This window comes from Streptomyces sp. Tu 3180 (assembly GCF_009852415.1).
Taxonomy (GTDB): Bacteria; Actinomycetota; Actinomycetes; order Streptomycetales; family Streptomycetaceae; genus Streptomyces.
On the sequence record NZ_WOXS01000002.1, the window covers coordinates 3,494,448 to 3,518,401 of the forward strand.

General features: G+C 74.0%; 22 protein-coding genes. 8 read left to right on the plus strand and 14 right to left on the minus strand.

Annotation, left to right across the window (positions count from 1 at the left end):
• Positions 1 to 304 precede the first annotated feature (304 nt).
• Both GL259_RS16505 and GL259_RS16510 read left to right on the plus strand, forming a co-directional pair.
• Entirely contained in the window at positions 305 to 664 is a 360-nt protein-coding gene (locus GL259_RS16505) for a VOC family protein (RefSeq protein WP_159533508.1), read from the plus strand.
• Between the two features lie 39 nt (positions 665 to 703).
• Entirely contained in the window at positions 704 to 1,096 is a 393-nt protein-coding gene (locus GL259_RS16510; RefSeq protein WP_159533510.1) for a VOC family protein, read from the plus strand.
• A gap of 13 nt (positions 1,097 to 1,109) precedes the next feature.
• Here the strand turns inward: GL259_RS16510 and GL259_RS16515 are convergent, their stop codons facing one another.
• Both GL259_RS16515 and GL259_RS16520 read right to left on the minus strand, forming a co-directional pair.
• Positions 1,110 to 2,255: a dipeptidase gene (locus tag GL259_RS16515; protein ID WP_159533512.1), complete on the minus strand. Its 1,146-nt coding sequence runs from the start codon at positions 2,253 to 2,255 to the stop codon at positions 1,110 to 1,112.
• Between the two features lie 152 nt (positions 2,256 to 2,407).
• On the minus strand, positions 2,408 to 2,767 hold the full coding sequence (locus GL259_RS16520; RefSeq protein ID WP_159533514.1) for a MerR family transcriptional regulator: 360 nt from the start codon (positions 2,765 to 2,767) through the stop codon (positions 2,408 to 2,410).
• A gap of 81 nt (positions 2,768 to 2,848) precedes the next feature.
• Here GL259_RS16520 and GL259_RS16525 point away from each other — a divergent pair, with 81 nt between their 5' ends.
• Entirely contained in the window at positions 2,849 to 3,979 is a 1,131-nt protein-coding gene (locus GL259_RS16525; protein ID WP_159533516.1) for an alkene reductase, read from the plus strand.
• Here GL259_RS16525 and GL259_RS16530 read toward each other — a convergent pair.
• The 3 genes from GL259_RS16530 to GL259_RS16540 are packed head-to-tail and all read right to left on the minus strand — an operon-like array spanning position 3,928 to position 6,781.
• On the minus strand, positions 3,928 to 5,115 hold the full coding sequence (locus tag GL259_RS16530; protein WP_159533518.1) for a dipeptidase: 1,188 nt from the start codon (positions 5,113 to 5,115) through the stop codon (positions 3,928 to 3,930). The two genes, GL259_RS16525 and GL259_RS16530, sit on opposite strands and share 52 nt — an antisense overlap.
• A gap of 5 nt (positions 5,116 to 5,120) precedes the next feature.
• Entirely contained in the window at positions 5,121 to 5,645 is a 525-nt protein-coding gene (gene purE, locus GL259_RS16535; RefSeq protein WP_159533520.1) for a 5-(carboxyamino)imidazole ribonucleotide mutase, read from the minus strand.
• Positions 5,642 to 6,781, minus strand: coding sequence for a 5-(carboxyamino)imidazole ribonucleotide synthase (locus tag GL259_RS16540; RefSeq protein ID WP_159533522.1), 1,140 nt, complete (start codon positions 6,779 to 6,781; stop codon positions 5,642 to 5,644). The genes purE and GL259_RS16540 overlap by 4 nt, the downstream gene beginning before the upstream one ends.
• A 151-nt stretch (positions 6,782 to 6,932) precedes the next feature.
• Here GL259_RS16540 and GL259_RS16545 point away from each other — a divergent pair, with 151 nt between their 5' ends.
• Positions 6,933 to 7,430, plus strand: coding sequence for a GtrA family protein (locus GL259_RS16545; protein ID WP_159533524.1), 498 nt, complete (start codon positions 6,933 to 6,935; stop codon positions 7,428 to 7,430).
• Between the two features lie 25 nt (positions 7,431 to 7,455).
• Here GL259_RS16545 and GL259_RS16550 read toward each other — a convergent pair whose 3' ends face one another.
• Together GL259_RS16550 and GL259_RS16555 are read right to left on the minus strand one after the other, a co-directional pair.
• A complete protein-coding gene (locus GL259_RS16550; RefSeq protein WP_159533526.1) occupies positions 7,456 to 8,730 on the minus strand; it encodes an ATP-binding protein in 1,275 nt (424 codons plus the stop codon).
• A 33-nt stretch (positions 8,731 to 8,763) separates the two neighbouring features.
• Entirely contained in the window at positions 8,764 to 9,441 is a 678-nt protein-coding gene (locus tag GL259_RS16555) for a response regulator transcription factor (protein WP_159533528.1), read from the minus strand.
• Between the two features lie 513 nt (positions 9,442 to 9,954).
• On the opposite strand from GL259_RS16555, the gene GL259_RS16560 reads away from it, so the two are divergent.
• Positions 9,955 to 11,451, plus strand: a complete 1,497-nt coding sequence (locus tag GL259_RS16560; protein ID WP_159533530.1) for an oligopeptide:H+ symporter — start codon at positions 9,955 to 9,957, stop codon at positions 11,449 to 11,451.
• 426 nt (positions 11,452 to 11,877) lie between these two features.
• On the opposite strand, the gene GL259_RS16565 is transcribed toward GL259_RS16560, so the two are convergent.
• Positions 11,878 to 12,441 (minus strand): ATP-binding protein, encoded by a 564-nt coding sequence (locus GL259_RS16565; RefSeq protein WP_159533532.1) that lies wholly within the window; start codon positions 12,439 to 12,441, stop codon positions 11,878 to 11,880.
• Between the two features lie 240 nt (positions 12,442 to 12,681).
• Positions 12,682 to 13,059, minus strand: a complete 378-nt coding sequence (locus GL259_RS16570; RefSeq protein WP_159533534.1) for an STAS domain-containing protein — start codon at positions 13,057 to 13,059, stop codon at positions 12,682 to 12,684.
• A 239-nt stretch (positions 13,060 to 13,298) separates the two neighbouring features.
• On the opposite strand from GL259_RS16570, the gene GL259_RS16575 reads away from it, so the two are divergent.
• Entirely contained in the window at positions 13,299 to 14,225 is a 927-nt protein-coding gene (locus tag GL259_RS16575) for an RNA polymerase sigma factor SigF (RefSeq protein WP_166461511.1), read from the plus strand.
• Between the two features lie 204 nt (positions 14,226 to 14,429).
• Positions 14,430 to 16,034: an RICIN domain-containing protein gene (locus GL259_RS16580; protein WP_159533536.1), complete on the plus strand. Its 1,605-nt coding sequence runs from the start codon at positions 14,430 to 14,432 to the stop codon at positions 16,032 to 16,034.
• A gap of 9 nt (positions 16,035 to 16,043) precedes the next feature.
• On the opposite strand, the gene hutI is transcribed toward GL259_RS16580, so the two are convergent.
• The 4 genes from hutI to hutU are packed head-to-tail and all read right to left on the minus strand — an operon-like array spanning position 16,044 to position 21,689.
• A complete protein-coding gene (gene hutI / locus GL259_RS16585) occupies positions 16,044 to 17,375 on the minus strand; it encodes an imidazolonepropionase (RefSeq protein ID WP_159533538.1) in 1,332 nt (443 codons plus the stop codon).
• Entirely contained in the window at positions 17,372 to 18,754 is a 1,383-nt protein-coding gene (locus tag GL259_RS16590) for a formimidoylglutamate deiminase (protein ID WP_159533540.1), read from the minus strand. Before GL259_RS16590 ends, hutI begins: the two co-directional genes overlap by 4 nt.
• Positions 18,751 to 19,974, minus strand: a complete 1,224-nt coding sequence (locus GL259_RS16595) for an allantoate amidohydrolase (RefSeq protein ID WP_159533542.1) — start codon at positions 19,972 to 19,974, stop codon at positions 18,751 to 18,753. The genes GL259_RS16590 and GL259_RS16595 overlap by 4 nt, the downstream gene beginning before the upstream one ends.
• On the minus strand, positions 19,971 to 21,689 hold the full coding sequence (gene hutU, locus GL259_RS16600) for a urocanate hydratase (RefSeq protein WP_159533544.1): 1,719 nt from the start codon (positions 21,687 to 21,689) through the stop codon (positions 19,971 to 19,973). Before hutU ends, GL259_RS16595 begins: the two co-directional genes overlap by 4 nt.
• A 155-nt stretch (positions 21,690 to 21,844) precedes the next feature.
• Here hutU and GL259_RS16605 point away from each other — a divergent pair, with 155 nt between their 5' ends.
• Positions 21,845 to 23,287: a diaminopimelate decarboxylase gene (locus GL259_RS16605; protein ID WP_159533546.1), complete on the plus strand. Its 1,443-nt coding sequence runs from the start codon at positions 21,845 to 21,847 to the stop codon at positions 23,285 to 23,287.
• Between the two features lie 66 nt (positions 23,288 to 23,353).
• Here GL259_RS16605 and GL259_RS16610 read toward each other — a convergent pair whose 3' ends face one another.
• Positions 23,354 to 23,938, minus strand: a complete 585-nt coding sequence (locus GL259_RS16610; protein ID WP_159533548.1) for a hypothetical protein — start codon at positions 23,936 to 23,938, stop codon at positions 23,354 to 23,356.
• Positions 23,939 to 23,954 lie beyond the last annotated feature (16 nt).

Here is a 23,954-nt window from a genome sequence, read left to right on the forward strand (position 1 = left end):
GGGCGGGACCGGCCGGTGTCGGCGTCGAGCAGTTGTCCGCCGGTGAGCGCGTCCGTCTCCGCCTTCGACGGGGGCTCGTCCTGCCGGGAGGGGGCCGTGTCGTCCGCGGTCAGGTCAACTGCCCCTTTTCCCGGGGGACTTCCGCATGATCATTCCCGCGCACAAGCTGTCCGAAGGGCCGGAGGGACGTCCACCGGGAAATGGTCAAGCCGCGCCGCCCTTTCCGTTACCGTAATGGCCCCGCAACCGGTAACGTGACTCGTCGAGGGTCTCTGACCGCACCGCAGACTTCGAGGAGGAAGTCATGGCTGTCGCCGAACTGGGCGCCGTCGTCCTGGACTGTCCCGACCCCCGCGCCCTGGCCGGGTTCTACGCCGAGGTGCTCGGCGGTTCCGTGGAGGGCGAGGGCGAGTGGGTGGACCTCAAGCTGCCCGGCGGGCGGACGCTGGCGTTCCAGGCCGCCCCCGGCTTCGTACCGCCGCGGTGGCCGGCCCCCGACCACTCGCAGCAGTTCCACCTGGACCTGACCGTCGAGGACCTGGACGCGGCGGAGCGGGAGGTGCTGGCGCTCGGCGCGAAGCCGCTGGACACGGAGGACCGCGCGCGGACCTTCCGGGTTTACGCGGACCCGGCCGGGCACCCGTTCTGCCTGTGCGCCGGCTGACACCCGAGCCCCGCGAACAGGCCGACACCGGGAGGATCCATGGCCGCCGTGGCCCGTCTGCGTTCCGTCGTCGTCGACTGCCCCGAGCCGCGTGAGCTGGCCCGTTTCTACGCGGCCGTCGGCGGCGGCGTCCCCGAGGAGGAGGACGCCGACTGGGTGGTGCTCCAGATCCCCGCGGGACCGCGGCTGGCCTTCCAGCGGGCCGAGGGGCACGCCCCGCCCGACTGGCCGCGGGCCGACCACGACTCCCAGCAGTTCCACCTGGACTTCGACGCCGGGGGCACCTGGGAGGAGGTCGACGAGGCCGAGCAGAAGGTGCTGGCGCTGGGGGCGCGGGTGCTGGACCGGGAGGGCGACAGGACGAAGGACTTCCGGGTGTACGCCGATCCGGCGGGGCATCCGTTCTGCCTGTGCCGGATCGAGCAGCCCTGACCGCCCCCCGGGGTCAGCCGTCCAGGTCCGCGATCGTCGCCGTCGACGGCGGGCGGCGCTGCTGCGCCGCCCGGGCGAAGAAGTCGGCGCCGCGCAGCACCCGTTGGACGTTGCCCCAGGTCAGCAGGGCCACGTCGGACTCGTCCCAGCCACGCCGCAGCAGCTCGGCGATCAGCCTCGGGTAGCAGGAGGTGTCGCCGAGCTCCTGCGGGTGGGCGCCGCCGGTGTCGTAGGTGCCGGACAGGCCGACGCACTCGGGGCCGGCGAGGGTGCGGACGTGGTCGAGGTGGTCGGCGACGTCCCGGACCGTCGGGCCGGTCTGCTCGGCGCTCAGCGGCACCAGGCACAGGGCCCCCGCCGCGCCCGCCTCGGTGAGCAGCTCGTCGGGGAGGTTGGCCGGGTGGGGGCGCAGGGCGAGGGCGGCGGAGCGGCTGAACAGCACGGGCGTCCTGGACACGGTGAGGACGCGGCGGATCGTCCGGTCGGAGGCGTACGAGAGGTCGGCGATCGTGCCGATCCGGTTCATCTCGCGCACGACCTCCTCGCCGAACCGGGTGAGCCCGGCGTCACCCGCCCAGGACGTGCCGGCCAGGGTGAGCACGCGCAGGCCGAGAGCGTGCAGCGAGCGCAGGACGCCCAGCGAGTCACCGAGGGCGGCGGCCCCGGCGGGGCCGAACAGCACGGCGACCCGGCCGCAGTTGCGCACGTCGGTCACCTGCCCGGCGGTGCGGGCCGGGCGCAGGTCCTCGTCATGGGCCGCGATCACCCCCTTCGCCAGGTCGAGCAGGTCCAGGGCGGCGCCGACGGCCCGGTCGCCGTGGGCGCCCTCGGGCAGGTGCAGCGACCAGAACACGGCGCCGACCCGGCCCCTGCGCAGCCGGGGCACGTCCGCGTCGACGGCGCTCTCCCCGAGGCCGAGGTCGTACCAGGGCAGCCGGCGCAGCGCCCAGGGGAGCCCGCTGTAGCCGTCGGCGACGGGGTGGGCGGCGAGGACGGCCCGGGCGCGGGTCAGGGGGGTGTCGTCCGGGTCGGGGACGGGCCGGCAGGTCTCCGGCGGGACGGCGTCCGCCTCGGCCGGGTACGGCTCGGTCCCGCCGGGAGCGCCGTCGAGGCGGCCGATCTCGGTGGCGGGATGCAGGTCGTCCTGGAGATCGGCCATGTCGGGCTCCGTACGTCGTGACCTCGGCGCGTGATCACGGCGCGGGCGTCGCAGGCGGGTGCGTCGCAGGCGCGTGCACGCAGTACGGCCACCGTCGCACGGCGCCCCGGAGGGCTTCCTGGTGGATGCGCCGTTCGGGGTACGGCGCCGGGTCAGCGCGCGCGGGCCGCCTCGATCACCTCGTCCAGGGTGTCCCGGGAGCGGACCAGGTCGGCGATCATCCGGTCGATGCGGTCGCGCTCGGCGGTGAGGTCCTCCACCAGCCGCGGGGTGGCGACGGCCGAGGGGCCGCCGTCGGCGTCCCGCATGCAGGGCAGCAGCTGCGCGATCCTCGTGCTGCGCAGACCGGCCGCGAACAGCTCCTGGATCCGGACCACCCGGTCGACCGCCGCCTCGGCGTACTCGCGGTGCCCGCCGGGCGTCCGCTCGGACACCAGCAGCCCCTGCTCCTCGTAGTAGCGCAGCGACCGTTCGCTCACCCCGGTGCGCCGGGCCAGTTCGCCGATCCGCACGTCCCCCGCCTCCCGTCCGCGTCCCCGGCCTTCACGCCGGGACTTGAATCTGACATCAGTGTCAGGTTCTAGCGTACGGACATGACGCACACGACGGAACTCTTCGAGCCCGCCCGGCTGGGCCCGGTCGACCTCCCCAACCGCCTCCTGATGGCACCGCTGACCCGGAACCGCGCCGAGGCCGACGGCACCCCGACCCCGCTCATGGCCACCTACTACGCCCAGCGCGCCACGGCCGGCCTGATCATCGCCGAGGCGTCGACGCCCAACGCGGTCGGGCAGACGTACCCGAACATCACCGCCGTCCACGCCCCGCGGCACGTGGCGGGCTGGCGGCGGGTCACCGACGCGGTGCGGGAGGCCGGCGGGCGGATGTTCCTCCAGCTCCAGCACGGCGGGCGGGTCGGACACCCGGCGACCAGCGGGCTGACGCCGGTGGCGCCCTCGCCCGTGCCGCTCCCCGGGACGGTCTTCACCCCGGACGGGCACCGGCCGGCCGTCGTGCCGCGGGAGATGACGGCCGCGGACATCCGCGCCACCGTCGCCGACTTCGCGCGGGCGGCCCGCAACGCCCTCGACGCCGGCTTCGAGGGCGTGGAGGTGCACTCCGCCAACGGGCACCTGCTGCACCAGTTCCTGGCCCGCAACACCAACCGCCGCACCGACGGCTACGGCGGTCCGGCCGAGCGGCGGCTGCGGTTCACCGCCGAGGTGACCGAGGCCGTGGCCGCGGAGATCGGGGCCGAGAGGGTGGGGCTGCGGATCTCGCCCGGCAATACCGTCAACGGCATCGCGGAGGGCGAGACCGAGGAGATCTACCCGGCGCTCGCCGAACGGCTCGGCGGGCTCCGGCCGGCGTACCTGCACCTGGTGTCCGCCGACCCGGACGCGCCGGTGTTCGGGGCGATCCGTGCCGCGTGGCCGGGGACGCTCGTCGCCAACCCGGTGCTGGAGGAGATGTCCGCCGGCGCCGTGCACCGCGCGTCCGGGCGGCTGCTGGCCGCCGGGGCCGATCTGATCGCCCTCGGCCGGCCCTTCCTCGCCAACCCCGACCTGGTGCGGCGGCTGCGTCTGGGCGCGCCGCTGAACCAGGTGCGGGACCGCTACCTGATGTACGTGGGCGGGGCGGACGGCTACACCGACTACCCCACCCTCGACGGTCAGCCGTCCAGGTCCTCGATCGTCGCGTTCGACGGGCCCCGCGTGGCCTGAAGGTCCCGCGCCACGTCCTCGGCGGCGCCCAGGACCCGCACCGCGTTCTGCCAGGTCAGCTTGGCCAGGTCCGCCTTGGACCAGCCGCGGTCCAGCAGCTCCGCGATCAGGTTCGGGTAGCCGGAGACGTCGCCGAGGCCGTCCGGGGTGAAGGCGGTGCCGTCGTAGTCGCCGCCGATGCCGATGTGGTCGACGCCGGCGACCTCGCGCATGTGGTCCAGGTGGTCGGCCACCGTGGCGACCGTCGCGACCGGGCGCGGGTGGGCCTCCTCGAAGGCGCGGTGCACCCTCATCGCCTCGGCGGTGGTGTCGAGGTGGTGGAAGCCGTGGGCGCGCAGGTTCTCGTCGGCCGCGGCCGTCCAGTCGACCGCCGCCTGGAGCACGAACTTCGGCACGAACGTCACCATCGCGACACCGCCGTTGGCGGGCAGCCGCTCCAGCACGTCGTCCGGGACGTTGCGGGGGTGGTCGCAGACCGCGCGGGCGGAGGAGTGGGAGAAGACCACCGGTGCGGAGCTGGTGTCCAGCGCGTCCCGCATGGTCGTGGCGGCGACGTGGGAGAGGTCGACCAGCATGCCGAGCCGGTTCATCTCCCGCACCACCTCGCGGCCGAAAGCCGACAGGCCGCCCACGCCGGGCTCGTCGGTCGCCGAGTCCGCCCACGCCACGTTGAAGTTGTGGGTGAGGGTCAGGTAGCGGACCCCGAGGGCGTACAGCCCGCGCAGGGTGCCGAGGGAGTTCGCGATGGAGTGGCCGCCCTCCGCGCCCATGAGGGAGGCGATGCGGCCCTCCCCCCGCGCGGCCTCCACGTCGGCGGCGGTCAGCGCGAGCGCGAGGTCCCCGGGGTGGCGGGCCGCCAGCTGCCGCACGCAGTCGATCTGCTCCAGCGTGGCGGGCACCGGGTCGGGCAGGTCCGCACGCACGTACACCGACCAGAACTGCGCACCGACGCCGCCCGCGCGCAGCCGGGGGATGTCGGTGTGCAGGTGGGCGGACTGGTCGCCGGCGATGTCGCGGGCGCCGAGGTCGTAGCGGACCTGCTCGCGCAGGGCCCAGGGCAGGTCGTTGTGCCCGTCGACGACGGGGAACTCGGCCAGCAGCGCGCGGGCGTCGTCGAGGGACGTACCGGAACTCACCCGGCTCACTTCCCGAAGCCGAAGCCGTTGCCGGACCCCTCGACCTTGGCGCGCAGGCGCTTGCCCTTCTCGGTGGCCTGGTCGTTCAGCTCCTGCTGGAACTCCCGCATCCGGCCGAGGAGCTCCTCGTCGTGCGCGGCGAGGATGCGGGCCGCGAGCAGGCCCGCGTTGCGCGCGCCGGCCACGGAGACGGTGGCGACCGGGACGCCGGCCGGCATCTGCACGATGGACAGCAGGGAGTCCATGCCGTCGAGGTACTTCAGCGGCACGGGCACGCCGATCACCGGCAGCGGGGTGACCGAGGCGAGCATGCCGGGCAGGTGGGCGGCACCGCCCGCGCCCGCGATGATCACCTTGAGTCCCCGGTCCGCGGCCTGCTCGCCGTACGCGATCATCTCGCGGGGCATGCGGTGCGCGGAGACGACGTCGACCTCGTGGTCGATCTCGAACTCGTCGAGGGCCTTGGCGGCGGCCTCCATGACGGGCCAGTCGGAGTCCGACCCCATGACGATGCCAACAACGGGGCTCATTCGGTGATGGTGCCTCTCAGGTAGCCGGCTGCGTGACGGGCGCGCTCCAGCACGTCGTCCAGGTCGTCGCCGTAGGTGTTGACGTGTCCGACCTTGCGGCCGGGCTTCACGTCCTTGCCGTACATGTGGATCTTCAGCTGGGGATCGCGGGCCATGCAGTGCAGGTACGCCGAGTACATGTCCGGGTAGTCGCCGCCGAGGACGTTGACCATGACCGTCCACTTCGCGCGCGGGCGCGGGTCGCCGAGCGGGAGGTCGAGGACGGCGCGGACGTGGTTGGCGAACTGCGAGGTGATCGCGCCGTCCTGGGACCAGTGGCCGGAGTTGTGCGGGCGCATCGCGAGCTCGTTGACGAGGATGCGGCCGTCGCGGGTCTGGAACAGCTCCACGGCGAGGTGGCCGACGACGCCGAGCTCCTTGGCGATGTTCAGCGCCATCTCCTCGGCCCTCAGGGCGAGGGCCTCGTCGAGGCCGGGCGCGGGCGCGATGACCGTGTCGCAGACGCCGTTGACCTGCCGCGACTCCACGACCGGGTAGGCGACGGCCTGGCCGTGCGGGGAGCGCACGACGTTGGCGGCGAGCTCGCGGACGTAGTCGACCTTCTCCTCGGCCAGGACCGGGACGCCGGCCCTGAACGGCTCGGCGGCCTCCTCGACGGAGTCGACGACCCACACGCCCTTGCCGTCGTAGCCGCCGCGGACCGTCTTGAGGACGACGGGGAAACCGTCGCCCTCCGCCGCGAACGCGGCCACGTCCCCGGGATCGGCGACGATGCGGTGCCGCGGGCAGGGCACGCCGATCGCGTCGAGCTTCGCGCGCATCACGCCCTTGTCCTGGGCGTGCACCAGCGCGTCGGGGCCCGGGCGGACGGGGATGCCGTCCGCCTCCAGGGCCCTGAGGTGCTCGGTGGGCACGTGCTCGTGGTCGAAGGTGATCACGTCGCAGCCGCGCGCGAACGCGCGCAGCGTGTCCAGGTCGCGGTAGTCGCCGACGACGACGTCGCCGACGACCTGCGCCGCGGAATCCTGCGGAGTGTCACTGAGGAGCTTGAACCTGATGCCGAGCGGGATGCCCGCCTCGTGTGTCATACGAGCGAGCTGTCCACCGCCGACCATGCCGACTACCGGGAACGTCACGCCCCCAGGGTATCGGCCGAGCCACGGTGGCCGGTTTACCGGCCCCGCACCCGGACGGTCCGCGGCCGGGACCTCCGTCCGCAGGAAGATCGCACGGGTGGGTGGTTAGCATGGCTGGGTTGACGCATCCGACGACGGGAGCCCGCAGGCGATGGAACGCGGTTCGTCGAGGCTGCGACGGCTCTGCCGGGAAGCGGCCAAGTTCGGCGCGGTGGGCGGAGCCGGGGTGCTGGTCAACCTGGGCGTGTTCAACCTGGTGCGGCAGGTGACCGACCTCCAGGTGGTGCGGGCGAGCGTCATCGCCACCGTCGTGGCGATCGTCTTCAACTACGTCGGCTTCCGCTACTTCACCTACCGGGACCGCGACAAGTCCGGGCGGACCCGGGAGATGTCCCTGTTCCTGCTGTTCAGCGCGGTCGGCCTGGTGATCGAGAACGGCGTGCTGTACACGGCGACGTACGGCTTCGGCTGGGACAGCCCGCTGCAGAGCAACGTCTTCAAGTTCCTCGGCATCGGCGTCGCGACCCTGTTCCGCTTCTGGTCCTACCGCACCTGGGTGTTCCGCGCGCTGCCGGTCCGGGAGCCGGCGCCGGGGGCGGTCGCCCGGAGCGGCGGGGCCGGCCCCCGTCCGAAGCAGCGGGTGCCGTAGCCGTCCCCGGCGCGGGCCGGACCGGTTACCGGACCGTCTGCCGGTCCTCGTCGTCCCGGGAGGTGCGCGGGGGCGTGCGGGAGAGGAACAGGCCGAAGACCGCCGGCTTCGCCTGCAGCATCTCCAGGCGGCCGCCGTCCGCCTCCGCCAGGTCACGGGCGACGGCGAGGCCGATGCCGGTGGAGTTGTGGCCGCTGATCGCCCGTTCGAAGATCCGCGAGCCCAGGTCGGCGGGGACGCCGGGCCCCTCGTCGGTGACCTCGACGACGACCTGGTTGCCGGTGACCCGGGTGCGCAGGGCGACCGTGCCGCCGCCGTGCATGAGGGAGTTCTCGATCAGCGCCGCCAGCACCTGGGCGACGGCGCCCGGCGTGCCCACCGCCTGCAGGTGCCGCTTGCCCGAGGTGACGATCGCGCGGCCGGCGCTGCGGTAGGCGGGGCGCCACTCGGCGAGCTGCTGCTGGATGACGTCGTCGAGGTCGAAGGTGACCGCGGAGCCGGTGCGCGGGTCGCGGGAGTTCGTCAGCAGCCGCTCCACCACGTCCGTCAGCCGCTCCACCTGCGTCAGCGCGATGGTCGCCTCCTCCTTCACCGTGTCCGGGTCGTCGGTGAGGGTGATCTCCTCCAGGCGCATGGACAGGGCGGTGAGGGGGGTGCGCAGCTGGTGCGAGGCGTCGGCGGCCAGGCGCCGCTCGGCGGTCAGCATGCGGGCGATGCGCTCGGCGGAGGCGTCCAGCACGTCCGCGACCCGGTCCAGCTCGGGGACGCCGTAGCGCCGGTGCCGGGGGCGCGGATCGCCGGAGCCGAGGCGTTCGGCGGTCTCCGCGAGGTCGGTGAGCGGGGAGGCGAGCCGGTTGGCCTGGCGCAGCGCCAGCAGCACCGCCGCGATCACCGCCAGCAGCGCCACCAGCCCGATGATCAGCAGCGTGCGGCCGACCTCCCGGGTCACCGAGGAGCGCGGCTCCTGGACGACGACCGTCTCGCCCTCCTCGCCCGGCGCCGAGGCGCTGATGACGTCGCCGTCCGGCTTGCTGCCGACCTCTATGGGCGGCTGGCCGGGGATGCGGATGACGGCGTAGCGGTCCTCGGTCACCTGGTCGCTCAGGAACTCGGCGGTGACCCGTTCCTCGACGATCAGCCGGCTGTCGACGATGCTGGCCAGCCGCACCGCCTCGGACTCCACCCGCTCCCTGGCGCTCTCGCTGATCGTGCGGGTCTCGACGATCACCAGGGACACGCCGAAGACGGCGATCACGACGAGCACCACGGCGAGCGTGGACTGGATCAGACGACGGCGCATGTTCTCTTACCCACTGGCGGACCCCGGCGGGGTTCAGCTCTTCTCGAAACGGAAGCCCACGCCGCGCACGGTCGCGATGTAGCGGGGGTTGGCGGCGTCGTCGCCGAGCTTCTTGCGCAGCCAGGAGATGTGCATGTCGAGGGTCTTGGTGGAGGACCACCAGGTGGTGTCCCAGACCTCGCGCATCAGCTGGTCGCGGGTGACGACCCGGCCCGCGTCCCGCACCAGGACCCGCAGCAGGTCGAACTCCTTGGCGGTGAGCTGCAGCTCCTCCTCGCCCATCCACGCCCGGTGCGACTCGACGTCGATGCGCACCCCGTGGGTGGCCGGCGGCTGCTGCGGCTCGGCGGCGCCGCGCCGCAGCAGGGCCCGCACCCGGGCGAGCAGCTCGGCGAGGCGGAACGGCTTGGTGACGTAGTCGTCGGCGCCCGCGTCGAGGCCGACGACCGTGTCCACCTCGTCGGCGCGCGCGGTCAGGATCAGCAGGGGAACCGTGTGGCCCTCGGAGCGGAGCCGGCGGGCGACCTCCAGGCCGTCCATGCCGGGCAGCCCGAGGTCCAGCACCACCAGGTCGACGCCGCCCTGCATCCCGGCGTCGAGCGCGCTGGGTCCGTCCTCACGCACCTCGACTTCGTAACCCTCCCGGCGCAGGGCGCGGGCCAGCGGCTCCGAGATGGACGCGTCGTCCTCGGCGAGCAGTACACGGGTCATGCCAGTGATGGTAGTCCCGCCGCACCGGGCGCCGGGGCGTGATCCCCTGGCTTGATCCTTACCCTCCGCATACCCGTCTCTCACCTTCGGGGGCCCCCGGACGGACCTGTGTCTCTGGGGTGCGATCCTGGAAAAGACCTTCGAATGGGTGATCGCGGTTCCTTTGAAACCTGTGATCCGCGTCTCAAGTCCTTCCATGTCCGGCACTGTCCTGCCGTATGGTGAATCAACGCCTGTTGCACCGCGAGGACCTTTGGCGGTAATTGACGCCGGGGGTCTCTTTTGCGTGCGGGCTGGTTTCGGCCGGCCCCGTAAGGAATGACCTGTGGCCGGGCCTCACCGCGCGCCGACGCGCGGAGGAGGCGTGGATCCCGGTGGTCGCCGTCCGCCGCTCCGTGATCCGGGGCGGTCTCCCCCGGGCGTGGGGTGGACGGCACGGCCCGCCGGTGCCGGCCGCCCCCCACCGGGCGCGTACGCGTTCGCGCGACGCGTCCCGACCAGCAAGGAACGACCATGGCGTCCAGCCTGACGAAGGACTCGGTCTCCCCGGGCACACCCGGCTCCGAGAAGACCTTCTTCGGCCACCCCCGCGGACTGGCCACTCTCTTCATGACCGAGATGTGGGAGCGTTTCTCCTACTACGGCATGAGGGCTCTGCTCCCGCTGTACCTCGTCGCCCCGGGCGGCCTGGCCCTGAGCGCCGGCACCGCGACGGCGATCTACTCGGTGTACGTGTCGCTGGTGTACCTGCTCGCCATGCCGGGCGGCTGGTTCGGCGACCGCGTCTGGGGGCCGCGCAAGACCGTCGCCGTCGCCGGCGGGATCATCATGCTGGGCCACCTGACGCTGGCCCTGCCCTCCTCCGGCACCTTCTACGCCGGTCTCGGCCTGGTCGCCATCGGTTCCGGTCTGCTGAAGGCCAACATCTCCACGATGGTCGGCCACCTCTACAAGGGCCCGGACGACCCGCGCCGGGACGGCGGCTTCACCGTCTTCTACATGGGCATCAACCTGGGTGCCTTCGCCGCGCCGCTGATCATCGGCACCATCGGCGAGAGCGTCAACTGGCACCTGGGCTTCGCGCTCGCCGCGCTGGGCATGGGTCTGGGTCTGGCGCAGTTCCTGCTGGGCAGCCGTCACCTGGACGCGCACTCCAGCGTCGTCCCGAAGCCGCTGTCGGCCGAGGAGAAGGCGTCCACGCTGCGCAAGGCCGCGCTGTGGGCGGGCATCGCCGTCGTCGCCTACGCGATCGTCGGCTTCTCCGGCAACTACACGCTGAACTGGGTCCTGGTCCCGCTGACGCTGCTCGGCGTGATCATCCCGGTGATGGTGCTGGTCCGGATCAAGCGCGACAAGGACCTGGACCGCGCCGAGCAGTCGAAGATGTCCGCGTACATCTGGTTCTTCGTCGCGGCCGCGATCTTCTGGATGATCTACGACCAGGGCGGCTCGACGCTGTCGATCTTCGCCGACTCGTCGGCCGAGAACAGCGTCCTCGGCTGGGAGTTCCCGGTCTCCTGGTACCAGTCGGTCAACCCGGTCCTGATCATGGCGCTGGCCCCGGTCTTCGCCTGGTTCTGGCTGGCGCTGAACCGGCGCGGCAAGGAGCCGAGCACGATCGTGAAGTTCGCCTCCGGCCTGGTGCTGGTCGGCGCGTCCTTCTTCCTCTTCCTGGCCCCGCTGTCCATCGCCGAGGGCGGTCACAAGGCCGCGGCGCTGTGGCTGGTGGCGATCTACTTCACGCAGACCGTCGGCGAGCTGCTGCTCTCCCCCGTCGGCCTGTCGGTCACCACGAAGATGGCGCCCGCGAAGTACGCCTCGCAGATGATGGGCGTCTGGTTCCTGGCCGTCACCGCCGGTGACGCCACGACCGGCCTGCTCTCCATCGCCGGCGTCGACCTGAACAAGACGGGCATCGTCGCGGCGGAGGCCACCCTCGCCGTGGTCGCCGGTGTCGCGGTGTGGATGTACCGCAACAAGGTCAAGAGCCTCATGGGCGACGTCCGCTGAGCCCTGCCGGCCCGGCGGTACACCTCGACGAAGGGCCCGCGTCCGACTCGGACGCGGGCCCTTCGGGCGTTCCCGGGCACGGCCCCGGGGAGCCGCGGGACCGGACGGGGGCGTCGACGGGTTCCCCGCCGCTCTCCCCTGACGGGACCTCGGGGGGCGTCGGGACGTGCCCGGAGGTGTGGGGGTCCAGGGACGTGAAGGTCCGGAGGCGTGAGGAGCGGCGCGAGGGGGCCCGGAGGCGCGGGAGAGCCCGGGGGGGCCCGGAGGCGCGGGAGAGCCCGGGGGTGCCCGGGGGCGCGGGAGAGCCCGGGGGTGCCCGGGGGCGCGGGAGAGCCCGGGGGTGTCCGGAGGCGTGAGGGGAGACACGGCACGCGCCGGGTCCCTGGTGATCCGGCGTGCGGAGAGGCGGCGAGGGGCCGCGTGGGGCTAGGCGGGGGCCCCGAGGTCCGCCCAGACCGTCTTGCCCGCGACGCCCGGGGCCCGTACGACCCCCCAGTCCAGGCAGAGCCGCTGCACGATGAACATGCCGTGACCGCCGGGCCGGCCCGCCCGGTGCGGGGTGCGCGGAGCCGGCTGGCCCGCGCCCCGGTCGGTGACCTCGATCCGGATCACCTTGTTGTCGCAGGTGATGGCCAGGTGGTCCGGCCCCTCGGCGTGCAGGCAGGCGTTGGTGACCAGCTCGGAGACGACGAGCAGGACGTCCTCCGCGGCGGCCCGCTGGTCGGCGGTGGCCGCGGGCAGCCAGCCCCACGCGTACAGCGCCTGGCGGGTGAAGTCGCGGGCGAGCGGGACGACGCCGCTCTGGTCGTCGAAGCTCAGCCGACGGACCTGACCGCCCCCCGGCGGCCCGGACGGCGCCGGCGGCACGGTCGGCGCGGCCAGGCCCCCGTCGGGCGCGCCCGTCGCCGACGCGCCGCCCCCGGGGACCCCGGAAGCGCCGCTGGGCTCCGGACCGCGGTCGCCCGGCGAGTAGGGCCGGGTGGTGCTCATCAGCGCTTCACCTCACCGATTCACCAGTTCACGATTCAAAAAAGTCGGTACGCAGTCAGTCACGCGCGCGCGGCACGTTCGGTTCTCGGCGCCCTGGCGACCACCGCCGTCGGCGCGTCCAGGATGTCTCCTGCCCGAGCGGACCGGCGGAACACCCCTGTATTCGAACGAAAAGGCCGGGCGGAAGGGGGCCGGCCGCTCGCCGGGACGACCGGGGCGGCCCGTCGGCCCGCCCGCGGGTCACGCGGAATCGTCGGCCAGGGCCTCCTCGAGCGTGTCGTGGACGGTGAACACCGCGTCCGCCCCCGTGATCTCGAACACGCGCGCGACCACGGGCTGCATCCCCACGAGATGCACACCGCCCCCGGCGGCCTCGGCCTTCAGTCGGGCACCGAGCAGCACGTTCAGCCCCGTGGAGTCACAGAACTCCAGCCGGGAGCAGTCGATGACAAGCCGCTTGAATCCCTTGGCGAGGCAGTCCTCCAGTGGCTCACGCAACAGGTCGGCGGTGTGGTGGTCCAACTCACCCGCCGGAGTCACGACGGCACTGGGGCCCTCTTCTCGCACCTCGACCAGAAGCCGGCCCGACTGTGCGCTGCCGACCGTCCCGCGGTCCATGCCGTCTCTCTCTCCCGACGTCGTGGCTGCTTGCTGACGCCCTCGAACATTACGCCTTCCGGCCGCACTCCGACACCCGAACAATCACACAGAAACAGACATACCCCAACAGAACGCACTTGCGGCGGGCTTGGGGAAGCGGGTAGGGCTAGTAGGAACACGTACCCGACACGGCCGGCTTTGGAGGCGCCGCACACCGCAGTGCACGTATCGGCTTCGGCAGCCATATGCCGAGAACGATGGAGGACATCATGTCACCCCGGCTCGACGCATCGCGTACCCCGAAAGCGACGTCGGCACCCTCCCCGGAACATCTGGATCCCATCGAGCAGGACGACGCGAGCGCCGTCCCGGACGACCTACTCGCCGGACTTCCGGAGATCCCCCCGTACGACGAGGTGGGCCCGGTCGACGCACGGGCTCTGTCCAAGACCCTCTTCGAGCGCCTGGAGTCGCTGGAGGAAGGCACCCACGAGTACTCGTACGTGCGCGACACGCTCGTCGAACTCAATCTCGCCCTGGTCAAGTTCGCCGCCTCCCGTTTCCGCTCGCGCAGCGAGCCGATGGAGGACATCATCCAGGTCGGCACCATCGGCCTGATCAAGGCGATCGACCGCTTCGAACTGTCGCGCGGTGTGGAGTTCCCCACGTTCGCGATGCCGACCATCATCGGCGAGATCAAGCGCTTCTTCCGCGACACCTCGTGGTCCGTGCGCGTTCCGCGCCGGCTTCAGGAACTCCGGCTCGACCTGGCCAAGGCCGGCGACGAGCTGGCCCAACAGCTCGACCGGGCCCCGACGGTGGCCGAACTGGCCGAGCGCCTGGGCATCACCGGCGACGAGGTCGTCGAGGGCATGGCGGCGTCGAACGCCTACACCGCCTCCTCGCTGGACGCCCAGCCGGAGGAGGACGACACCGAGGGCGCGCTGGCCGACCGGATCGGTTACGAGGACCACGGGCTCGAGGGCATCGAGTACGTCGAGTCGTTGAAGCCGCTGATCGCCGAACTGCCGCCGCGGGACCGGAGGATCCTCTCCCTGCGCTTCGTCGCGGGCATGACGCAGTCGGAGATCGGCGAGGAACTGGGCATCTCCCAGATGCACGTCTCGCGCCTGCTGTCGCGGACGCTGGTGAAGCTGCGCAAGGGGCTGACCGTCGAGGAGTGACGGGGCCGCGTCCCGCGCCCGGTGGGTGCCCGGTGTCCGGGAGGACGTCCGGTGCCCGCCGGACGCGGGACGCTCCTCATTACCCACGGTCACCCCTTTTCCCCCGCACCTTCCTCCTCCACTATGGGCACGCCGAACCGGCCGGTAGGTCGGGAAGCCGGACCGGGCCGCCGCGCGACGGCCCGGGGTGTGAGGAGGCGGTGGATGGCTCGGGGCGACGGAACCGTCAACGGCGGCGCGACCGGTGACGGACCCCCAGGTGCACACACCGACGCGCACGCCGCCGCGTCCGACACCCGGCTGACGGAGGCGCTGCGCGCCGACTCCTCGGCCGCGTACGCGGCCCTGCGGGAACTGCGCGCCCGGCACGGCCCCTCGGTGCTCGCCTACGCCCGCGCGTGCGCCTCGGGCGAGTCCACGGCGCGTCAGCTCGCCGCGCAGGCCCTCACCCTCGCCGCCCGCCAGACCGCACGCGGCACCGACCCCGGCGGTCCCCTGCGCCACCACCTGCTGCTGCTGACCGTCCGGGCCGCCGCGTCCTGGGCCGCGGAGGGACGGGCCGGCGGACTCGACGCCGGGCTGCACCTCGTCCTCAGCTCCTCCGGCCCCGGCGGCCCGGTCCCGCCCCTGCTCGCCCCCTTCCGGACCCTGCCGTACCGGGCGCAGGGACTCCTGTGGTACGGCACCGTGGAACAGGAGCCCCCGCACCGGACGGCGACGTTCCTCGGCCTCACCCGTGAGGACGTGCTCCACGGCACGGACTCCGCGCTGCAGACGCTGGGCCGGGCCTGCCTGCGGTCCCGGCTGGCCGCCTCGGACGATCCGCGGTGCGGTGACTTCCGCCGGCTCATCGAGGAGGCCGTGCGGCCCGACCGCCCCCGCGACAGCGCCGACCTGCACGCGCACATGGCGCACTGCGCGCACTGCGCCGCGGCGTACGAGGAGCAGTGCGCGCTGCGGGACGACCCGCGCACCACGCTCACCGAGGGCCTGCTGCCCTGGGCGGGCACGGCGTACGCCACCGCCCCGGGGCCGGTCCCGGCCGAGCAGGCCGCCCGCCACGCGACCGCACCCGGACCCTGGCCGCGGTCGCGGCGCCTGGCGCTGGCCTCGACGGCGCTCGGCGTGGCCGTGGTGCCGCTGCTGTTCCTCCTGCTGTCCCCGGCGGACGCGCCGTCCGAGCGGGCCGCGGAGACGGCCGCCCCCTCGCCCGTCCCGCCGCCGGTGACGGCCACGCCGTCCCCGTCGCCCACCGCGTCCCCGACGCGGGAGTCCCCCTCCCCGTCGTCCTCGCCGTCTTCCTCGCCGTCTTCCTCGCCGTCTTCCTCGCCGACGAAGGGTCCCGGCCCGTCACGCACCGCGCGCCCGTCCCCCTCCCCCACGCGCGCCGCACCGGCCCACCGGCCGCCGGGCGGTACGTACGCACAGGTGGTGAACCTCGCCTCGGGCCTGTGCCTGAGCGTCGACGGCGACCCGGAGAACCGCACGGACGTCGTCACCGCCCGCTGCACCTCCTCGCCCGCCCAGCGGTGGCGGTTCGACGCCGGGCGCGGCGTGCTGCAGTCGGCCGCCGACCCGGACTACTGCCTGGACAGCCGCGGCGCGGTGGACCGGGGCGTCGGCGTCTGGGAGTGCGACTCGGTGGACGGGCGCAACGGACAGAACCTGCGTTTCGCCGTCGACACCCGCGGGGTGATCCGTCCGGCCGTCGCGCCGGACCACGCCGTGACGCCGGCCGGCGGCGGCCTCCTCGCCCTGGCCCGGGAGGCGGGGCGGGCGGACCAGCGGTGGCGGGCCGGAGCGCTCTGAGCGCCCGGCTCAGACCACGCGGACGCCGCGCCGCCAGACCCCCGCGACCAGGGGGACGCCGGGGCGGTAGGCCAGGTGGACGTGGCTCGGGGCGTCGAGGAGGAGCAGGTCGGCGCGGGCGCCGGGGGTGAGGCGGCCGATGTCGGTGCGGCGCAGGGCCGCCGCACCGCCCGCCGTGGCCGACCACACGGCCTCGTCCGGCGTCATGCCCATGTCCCGCACGGCCAGCGCGATGCAGAACGGCACCGAGGACGTGAAGGACGACCCCGGGTTGCAGTCCGTGGACAGCGCGACGGTGACGCCCGCGTCGAGCAGCCGGCGCGCGTCGGGCCACCGGGCCCGGGTGGAGAACTCGGCGCCGGGGAGCAGCGTGGCGACGGTCGCGCTGTTCGCCAGCGCGTCCACGTCGGCGTCGGTGAGGTGGGTGCAGTGGTCGGCGCTGGCCGCGTCGAGCTCGACGGCGAGGCGGACGCCGGGGCCGTGGGAGAGCTGGTTGGCGTGGACGCGCGGGTGCAGCCCCCTCGCCCTGCCCGCGGCCAGGATCGCGCGGGCCTGGTCGCCGTCGAAGGCGCCCTCCTCGCAGAAGACGTCGATCCAGCGGGCGTGCGGCGCGCAGGCGTCGAGCATCTCGCCGGTGACCAGGTCCACGTAGGCGGCCGGGTCCTCGGCGTACTCGGGGGCGACGACGTGGGCGCCGAGGTAGGTGACCTCGTCGGTGTGGCGGGCGGCGATGCGCAGGGCGCGGGCCTCGTCCTCGACGGTCAGGCCGTAGCCGGACTTGGTCTCGAAGGTCGTGGTGCCCTGGCGGAGCGCCTCGGCGAGGTAGCGGGTGAGGTTGCGCTCCAGGTCCTCGTCGCTCGCCGCCCGGGTGGCCGCCACCGTCGTACGGATGCCGCCGGCGCTGTACGGCCGCCCCGACATCCGGGCGTTGAACTCCTGTGTCCGGTCGCCCGCGAAGACCAGGTGGGAGTGGGAGTCCACGAAGCCGGGGATCACCGCCCGGCCGCCCGCGTCGACCCGGTTGTCAGTGGCGGGTGCTTTGCTTCGGTCACCGGTCCACGCGATGCGGTCGCCCTCGATGACGACGGCCGCGTCCCGGACCAGTCCGAGGGGGGAACCCGTCCCGCTCTCGCATGTGCCCGGGCGGGGGGACCCGCGTCCGAGGGAGGGGTCGTTGGTGACCAGGGCGGCGATGTTGGTGATGAGCGTGCTGGCGGTGCTCGCGGAGTGGGCGGGGCTGACGGTCGTCGCGTTGCTCATGGCGTCCTCGGTTGCCTGGTCGGCGGTGGGGTCGGGTGCGGGGGCGGAGCCGGGCCGCGCGGGCGGGCGGTCCGGGGTCATCCGCGCAGGGCTTCGACGGCGTCCGCGAGGGCCCGCGGCACATCCGGTACGAGCGTGTGGGCCCCGTCCCGCACGACGTGCCGGCCTCCCACGACCGTGTGCGACACGTCTGCTGCCGACGCGGCGAATACGGCCGTCTCGGCCCCGAGCCGCGGAAGCGGCCCTGCCGTCCTGACCGAGTCGAGCGCGATCGTCGTGAAGTCGGCGAGCGCACCGGGCTCCAGCGTGCCCGCCCCGTCCCAGCCGAGGGCCGCGTGACCGTCGGCCGAGGCCGCCCGCAGCAGGGCCGCCGCCGTCCAGTGGCCTCGCGTGCGGGTGCGCAGGCGCTCGTTCAGCTCCATCGCGCGCGCCTCCTCCAGCAGGTCGATCACGGCGTGGCTGTCGGAGCCCAGGCACAGCGGCGAGCCCTCGTCCTGGAGGGCGGCGGCCGGCCCGATGCCGTCCGCGAGGTCCCGCTCGGTGGTCGGGCACATGCAGGTGCCGGTGCCGCTGCCGCCGATCAGGGAGATGTCCTCGGCGGTGAGGTGGGTGTTGTGGACGCCGGTGGTGCGCGGCCCGAGGACGCCGTGCAGCGCCAGCAGCTGGGTCGGGGTGCAGCCGTGGGCCTCCCGGCAGGCGTCGTTCTCGGCGGTCTGCTCGGACAGGTGGACGTGCAGCGGGGCCCGCCGCTCCTCGGCCCAGCGCGCCACGGTCGCCAACTGGTCGGCGGGCACGGCCCGTACGGAGTGGACGGCCGCCCCGATCCGCGCGTGGTCCCGTTCCTTGAGGAGGGAGGAGCGTTCGGCCCAGGCCTCGGCCGTTCCGTCGGAGAAGCGCAGCTGATGGGCGGTGGGCGGCCGGCCGAAGCCGGAGGAGAGGTAGGCGGTGTCGAGGAGGGTGATGCGGATGCCGGCCTCGGCGGCGGCCGCGATCAGCGCCTCGCCCATCGCGTTGGGGTCGGCGTAGGGGGTGCCGCCGGGGGCGTGGTGGACGTAGTGGAACTCGCCGACCGACGTGACACCCGCCAGCGCCATCTCGGCGTACACCGCGCGGGCGAGGGCGTGGTAGGTCTGCGGGGTCAGCCGGTCGGCGACGGAGTACATGACCTCGCGCCAGGTCCAGAAGGTGCCGCTGCCGACCTGGACGGTGCCGCGCAGGGCGCGGTGGAAGGCGTGGCTGTGGGCGTTGGCCAGTCCCGGGACGGTCAGACCGCGCAGGACCTCGGCGCCGGGCGGCGGGGCGGGGGTGTCCCGGCGGACGGCGGTGATGCGGCCGTCCGCCACGTCCACGGCGACGCCCGACTCGACGGTGGTCCCCCCTGCTCGATCGGGGCCGGCGGCCCCGGGGAGGGTGCCGGGCCAGGCGTGCTCCAGCCAGTACGTCCGCGGTGTGGCAGTCACGTGCAGGCGAGTCCTTCCAGTACGTCGGCGAGGGCGGCGACCCCGGCCGCGCAGTCGTCCTCGGTGGCGGACTCGGCCGGGGAGTGCGAGACGCCGGTGGGGTTGCGCACGAACAGCATGGCGGTCGGGATGCGCCCGGACAGGATTCCGGCGTCGTGTCCGGCGCCGGTGCCGAGGACCGGTACCCGCAGGCCGGGGTCGGTGTCCCGGCCGAGGATGCGGGCCAGTTCGTCGCGCAGGGCGTGGTCGAACTCGACGACGGGCGTGAAGGACTCGCGCGTGACGCCGAGGGCGACGCCGTGGACGTCGGCGTGGGCGCGGGCGGCCTTCTCCACGCCGTTCACCACGGCGTCCAGGGCCTCCTGCCCGGCGGCGCGGGCGTCGAGCCAGCCGCGCACCAGGGACGGGATGGCGTTGACGCCGTTCGGCTCGACGGTGATCTTGCCGAAGGTGGCGACGGCACCGGCGAGTTCGGCCTCGTGGCGGGCGGCGAGGACGGTCTCGGCGTAGACCGGCATGGGGTCGCGCCGGTCGGCGAGGCGGGTGGTGCCGGCGTGGTTGGCCTCGCCGCGGAAGTCGAACCGCCAGCGTCCGTGGGGCCAGATGGCGGACGCGATGCCGATCGGGTCGCCGGACAGGTCCAGGGCGCGGCCCTGTTCGACGTGGAGCTCGACGAAGGCGCCGATGCGGGCGAGCCGCTCCGGGTCGGGGCCGATGGCCTCCGGGTCGTGGCCGGCGGCCTCCATGGCCCGCGGGAGCGTGATCCCGTCGCCGTCGGTCAGGCGGTGGGCCTGCTCGACGGTGAGCGCCCCGGCGGTGAGCCGGGAGCCGACGCAGGCGAGGCCGAACCGGGCGCCCTCCTCGTCACCGAAGTTGACGATGCCGACGGGCCTGGTGAACCGCGCTCCCCTGCGGCGCAGTTCGTCCAGGGCCGCGAAGGCGGACACCACCCCGAGGGGGCCGTCGAAGGCGCCCCCGTCGGGCACGGAGTCCAGGTGCGACCCGGTGACGACGGCGTCCCCGGCGGCCGGGTCGCCGAGCCAGGCCCACTGGTTGCCGTTGCGGTCGGTCTCGTGGGCGAGCCCGCGGGAGCGGGCCTGCTGCTCGAACCAGGCCCGGCAGTCGGCGTCGGCCCCGGTCCACGCGAAGCGCCGGTAGCCGCCGGAGGCGGAGCTGCGGCCGATCGGCAGCAGCTCCGCCCACATGCTGTGGAAACTCAACGGTCGTCACCCTCGCGCATCGGCACCCGCACCCCGCGCCGCTCCGCCACCGACTCGGCGATGCCGTACCCGGCGTCCACGTGCCGGATGACGCCCATGCCGGGGTCGTTGGTGAGCACCCGGCGGATCTTCTCCCCGGCGAGCGCGGTGCCGTCGGCGACCGTCACCTGCCCGGCGTGGATCGACCGGCCCATGCCGACGCCGCCGCCGTGGTGGACGGACACCCACGACGCGCCGGACGCCACGTTCACCATGGCGTTCAGCAGCGGCCAGTCGGCGATCGCGTCGGAACCGTCGAGCATCGCCTCGGTCTCGCGGTAGGGGGAGGCGACGGAGCCGCAGTCGAGGTGGTCGCGGCCGATGACGACCGGGGCGGCCAGCTCCCCGCTCGCGACCATGTCGTTGAAGCGCTCACCGGCCTTGTCCCGCTCGCCGTAGCCGAGCCAGCAGATGCGCGCGGGCAGCCCCTGGAAGTGGACCCGCTCCCCGGCCATCCTGATCCAGCGGGCCAGGGACTCGTTCTCCGGGAAGAGCTCGAGGATCGCCCTGTCGGTCTTGGCGATGTCGGCCGGGTCGCCGGACAGGGCCGCCCAGCGGAAGGGGCCCTTGCCCTCGCAGAACAGCGGGCGGATGTAGGCGGGGACGAAGCCGGGGAAGGCGAACGCGCGCTCGTACCCGGCGAGTTTGGCCTCGCCGCGGATGGAGTTGCCGTAGTCGAAGACCTCGGCGCCGGCGTCCTGGAAGCCGACCATCGCCTCGACGTGCCGGGCCATGGACTCGCGGGCGCGGGTGGTGAAGCCGGCCGGGTCCTTCGCGGCGGCCTCGGCCATGTCCTCGAAGGCGGTGCCGACGGGCAGGTACGCCAGGGGGTCGTGGGCGGAGGTCTGGTCGGTGACGATGTCGACGGGGGCGCCCATGGCGAGCAGTTGCGGGACCAGCTCGGCGGCGTTGCCGAGGACGCCGACGGACAGCGGGCGGCGGGCGTCGCGGGCCTCGACGGCGAGCCGCAGGGCGTGGTCGAGGGAGTCGGCCCGCGCGTCGAGGTAGCGGTGCTCGATGCGGCGGTCGATGGCGCGCGGGTCGCAGTCGACGCAGATCGCGACGCCGTCGTTCATCGTCACGGCCAGCGGCTGCGCGCCGCCCATGCCGCCGAGGCCGGCGGTCAGGGTGATGGTTCCGGCGAGGGTGCCGCCGAACCGCTTCGCGGCGACGGCGGCGAAGGTCTCGTAGGTGCCCTGGAGGATGCCCTGGGTGCCGATGTAGATCCAGGAGCCGGCGGTCATCTGCCCGTACATGGTCAGGCCGAGGGCCTCCAGGCGGCGGAACTCCTCCCAGGTGGCCCAGTCGCCGACGAGGTTGGAGTTGGCGATCAGGACGCGCGGGGCCCACTCGTGGGTCTGCATGACGCCGACGGGGCGGCCGGACTGGACGAGCATCGTCTCGTCCTGCTTGAGGGTCCTCAGGGTGCGGACCATGGCGTCGAAGGAGCGCCAGTCGCGGGCCGCCTTGCCGGTGCCGCCGTAGACGACGAGCTGGTCGGGGTGCTCGGCGACCTCCGGGTCGAGGTTGTTCTGCAGCATCCGCAGGGCGGCCTCCTGCTGCCATCCCAGGGCGCTCGGTTCCGTGCCGCGCGGCGCCCGGACCCCACCGGGGGGCGGCCCGTAGGGCCTCGTTCGAGGGTGGTGGGGGGAGACGGGTGGGCGGGGTCCTGACATGGTCTGCCTCCTGGTGGCTCGCTCCCGGCTGGTTCCGCGGGCCGGACGGCCGCGATCCCGCGGTTACTGCAGATATTCATATCCTCATGCCCTGAATAGAACTAGTCAACAGGGCGGCGTGTCGGCGCGCGGGGGCGGGGTGTTTGGCTGGACGCATGCACACGGACACGGCGATCACGGACGGAACGGGGGAAGCGGTGGCACACGACGACCGGGCGGACGGCGCGGACGGACCGGACGCCGGGCGGGAGGAGGCGGCGGCGCGGGCGGCCAGGCGGGACCGGGCGGTGCGGGCCGCCGTGGAGCAGGGACTGCTCGGGCCCGGCGTCCCCCTCGTCGGGCTCCTGGACGTCACCGGCATCCGGGAGTCGGCGGCTCGGCTGCGGGCCGCGTTCGAGGCGGTGACGGCACCCGGGACGCCCGTGCTGCACGCCTTCGCGGTGAAGGCGGCGCCCCTGGTGCCGGTGCTGCGGCTGCTGCACGAGGAGGGCGTCGGCGCGGAGGTCGCGAGCCCCGGCGAGCTGGCGCTCGTGCGGGCGGCCGGGGTGCCGCCGGAGCGGACGGTGCTGGACTCCCCCGCCAAGACCGCGGACGAGTTGCGCGAGGCGCTGGCCCTGGGCATCGCCGTCAACGCGGACAACCCGCAGGAGCTGGACCGCCTCGACACCCTGGTGAAGGAGGCCCCGGGCACCGCCTCACCGCTCGGCATCCGGGTGAACCCGCAGGTCGGCGGGGGCTCCATCGAGGCGCTGTCCACGGCGACGGCGACCTCCAAGTTCGGGGTGGCGCTGCGCGACGAGGGGGCCCGGGAGTGGGTCGTGCGGGCGTACCTGGACCGGCCGTGGCTGACCCGGCTGCACACCCACACCGGCTCCCAGGGCGTCGCGCTGTCCCTGATGGCACGGGGCGTCGCGGAGGCGTACGGACTGGCGGAGGAGATCAACCGCCGGGCCGGGCGGCGGCAGGTCGACACCATCGACATCGGCGGCGGACTGCCGGTGAACTTCGCCTCCGACGCGACGAGCCCCACGTACGCGCAGTACGCACGGCTGCTGAGCGACACCGTGCCGGGGCTGTTCGACGGACGGTACGGGCTGGTCACCGAGTTCGGGCGGTCCCTGCTGGCCAAGCACGGCACGCTCCTCACCCGCGTGGAGTACGCCAAGCGCGCGGGCGGGCGTCCGGTCGCGGTGACGCACGCGGGCGTGCAGGTGGCGACGCGGACGGTGTACGCGCCGGGGGCGTGGCCGCTCCGGATCGCCGCCTACGACGCCGAGGGGCGGCCCAAGGAGGGGCCGGACGTCGTGCAGGACGTGGCGGGACCGGCCTGCTTCGCGGGCGACCTGCTCGCCCGGGGACAGGCACTGCCGCTGCTGGAACAGGGGGACCACGCGGCGGCGCTGGACACCGGCGCGTACTACTTCGCCCACCACTACGCCTACAACTCGCTCCCCCGCCCGGGCGTGTACGGGTTCGTCCCGGACGGGGCCGGCGGGGTCTCCTTCGCGGTCGTCCGCCGCGCCCAGACGGTCGAGGAGATCGTGACCGAGTCGGGCGGCGACCACCCCGACGCGCTGGTGCCGGGACGCGCGCGCTGAGCGGGAGGGCGGTCCCCCGGTCCGGGGGACCGCCCTCCACCGCGAGGAGCCGGCCTTCCGGGTCCCTCAGACCAGCGCCGGGGTCCGGCGCCTCGCGCCGCCCGGGGCCGCGTCGCCCGCCGCGATGCCGGTGGTGCGGTAGCCCTTGACCGCCTTGCCGGCCGGGCGGCCCGCAGCCCTGTCCAGCCAGTCGACGCGCACCCACAGCAGCACCTCGTCGGCCCGCTCCAGGCGGCCGATCCAGGCCGCCTTCAGCCACAGGCCCACGCCGCACCCGGCGAGCGCCAGACCGGCGGTGGCGGGCGCCGCGAACGCGCCGCCCACGGCGGCGAGGAAGGCGAGCAGCAGCCACCAGCGGTGCCCGCGGCGCCAGACGCGCGCGGTCACGGCGCGGTCCTGGAGCACGTCGTGCCGGCCCGCCCGGGCCGCCGAGCGGGCCAGCGCCCGGTACCGCCCCCGCCGCCCGTACCCGACGACGGCCGCCGCCACCAGGAACAGCGCGGCCCCGGCCAGGACGCCGATCCGGCGTCCGGTCAGCCCGGGCACCAGCACCCCGACGCCCGCCGCGCACACTCCCAGCCACCACAGCGGTGCGGCCCCGGCCCGTACGACGACGGCCACCCGAGCCAGCCCCTGTCCTCCGCGTGTCACGTCCAGCCTCCCGTCT

Excerpts from the sequence above, each read along its gene's own strand:
- GL259_RS16510 (WP_159533510.1), top strand. The coding sequence starts at position 704 with ATGGCCGCCGTGGCCCGTCTGCGTTCCGTCGTCGTCGACTGCCCCGAG.
- hutU (WP_159533544.1), bottom strand. The coding sequence starts at position 21,689 with ATGTCAGGACCCCGCCCACCCGTCTCCCCCCACCACCCTCGAACGAGG.
- GL259_RS16505 (WP_159533508.1), top strand. The coding sequence starts at position 305 with ATGGCTGTCGCCGAACTGGGCGCCGTCGTCCTGGACTGTCCCGACCCC.
- GL259_RS16515 (WP_159533512.1), bottom strand. The coding sequence starts at position 2,255 with ATGGCCGATCTCCAGGACGACCTGCATCCCGCCACCGAGATCGGCCGC.
- GL259_RS16545 (WP_159533524.1), top strand. The coding sequence starts at position 6,933 with ATGGAACGCGGTTCGTCGAGGCTGCGACGGCTCTGCCGGGAAGCGGCC.
- GL259_RS16555 (WP_159533528.1), bottom strand. The coding sequence starts at position 9,441 with ATGACCCGTGTACTGCTCGCCGAGGACGACGCGTCCATCTCGGAGCCG.
- hutI (WP_159533538.1), bottom strand. The coding sequence starts at position 17,375 with ATGACCCCGGACCGCCCGCCCGCGCGGCCCGGCTCCGCCCCCGCACCC.
- GL259_RS16575 (WP_166461511.1), top strand. The coding sequence starts at position 13,299 with ATGGAGGACATCATGTCACCCCGGCTCGACGCATCGCGTACCCCGAAA.
- GL259_RS16605 (WP_159533546.1), top strand. The coding sequence starts at position 21,845 with ATGCACACGGACACGGCGATCACGGACGGAACGGGGGAAGCGGTGGCA.
- GL259_RS16525 (WP_159533516.1), top strand. The coding sequence starts at position 2,849 with ATGACGCACACGACGGAACTCTTCGAGCCCGCCCGGCTGGGCCCGGTC.
- GL259_RS16570 (WP_159533534.1), bottom strand. The coding sequence starts at position 13,059 with ATGGACCGCGGGACGGTCGGCAGCGCACAGTCGGGCCGGCTTCTGGTC.
- GL259_RS16565 (WP_159533532.1), bottom strand. The coding sequence starts at position 12,441 with ATGAGCACCACCCGGCCCTACTCGCCGGGCGACCGCGGTCCGGAGCCC.
- GL259_RS16580 (WP_159533536.1), top strand. The coding sequence starts at position 14,430 with ATGGCTCGGGGCGACGGAACCGTCAACGGCGGCGCGACCGGTGACGGA.
- GL259_RS16560 (WP_159533530.1), top strand. The coding sequence starts at position 9,955 with ATGGCGTCCAGCCTGACGAAGGACTCGGTCTCCCCGGGCACACCCGGC.
- GL259_RS16550 (WP_159533526.1), bottom strand. The coding sequence starts at position 8,730 with ATGCGCCGTCGTCTGATCCAGTCCACGCTCGCCGTGGTGCTCGTCGTG.
- purE (WP_159533520.1), bottom strand. The coding sequence starts at position 5,645 with ATGAGCCCCGTTGTTGGCATCGTCATGGGGTCGGACTCCGACTGGCCC.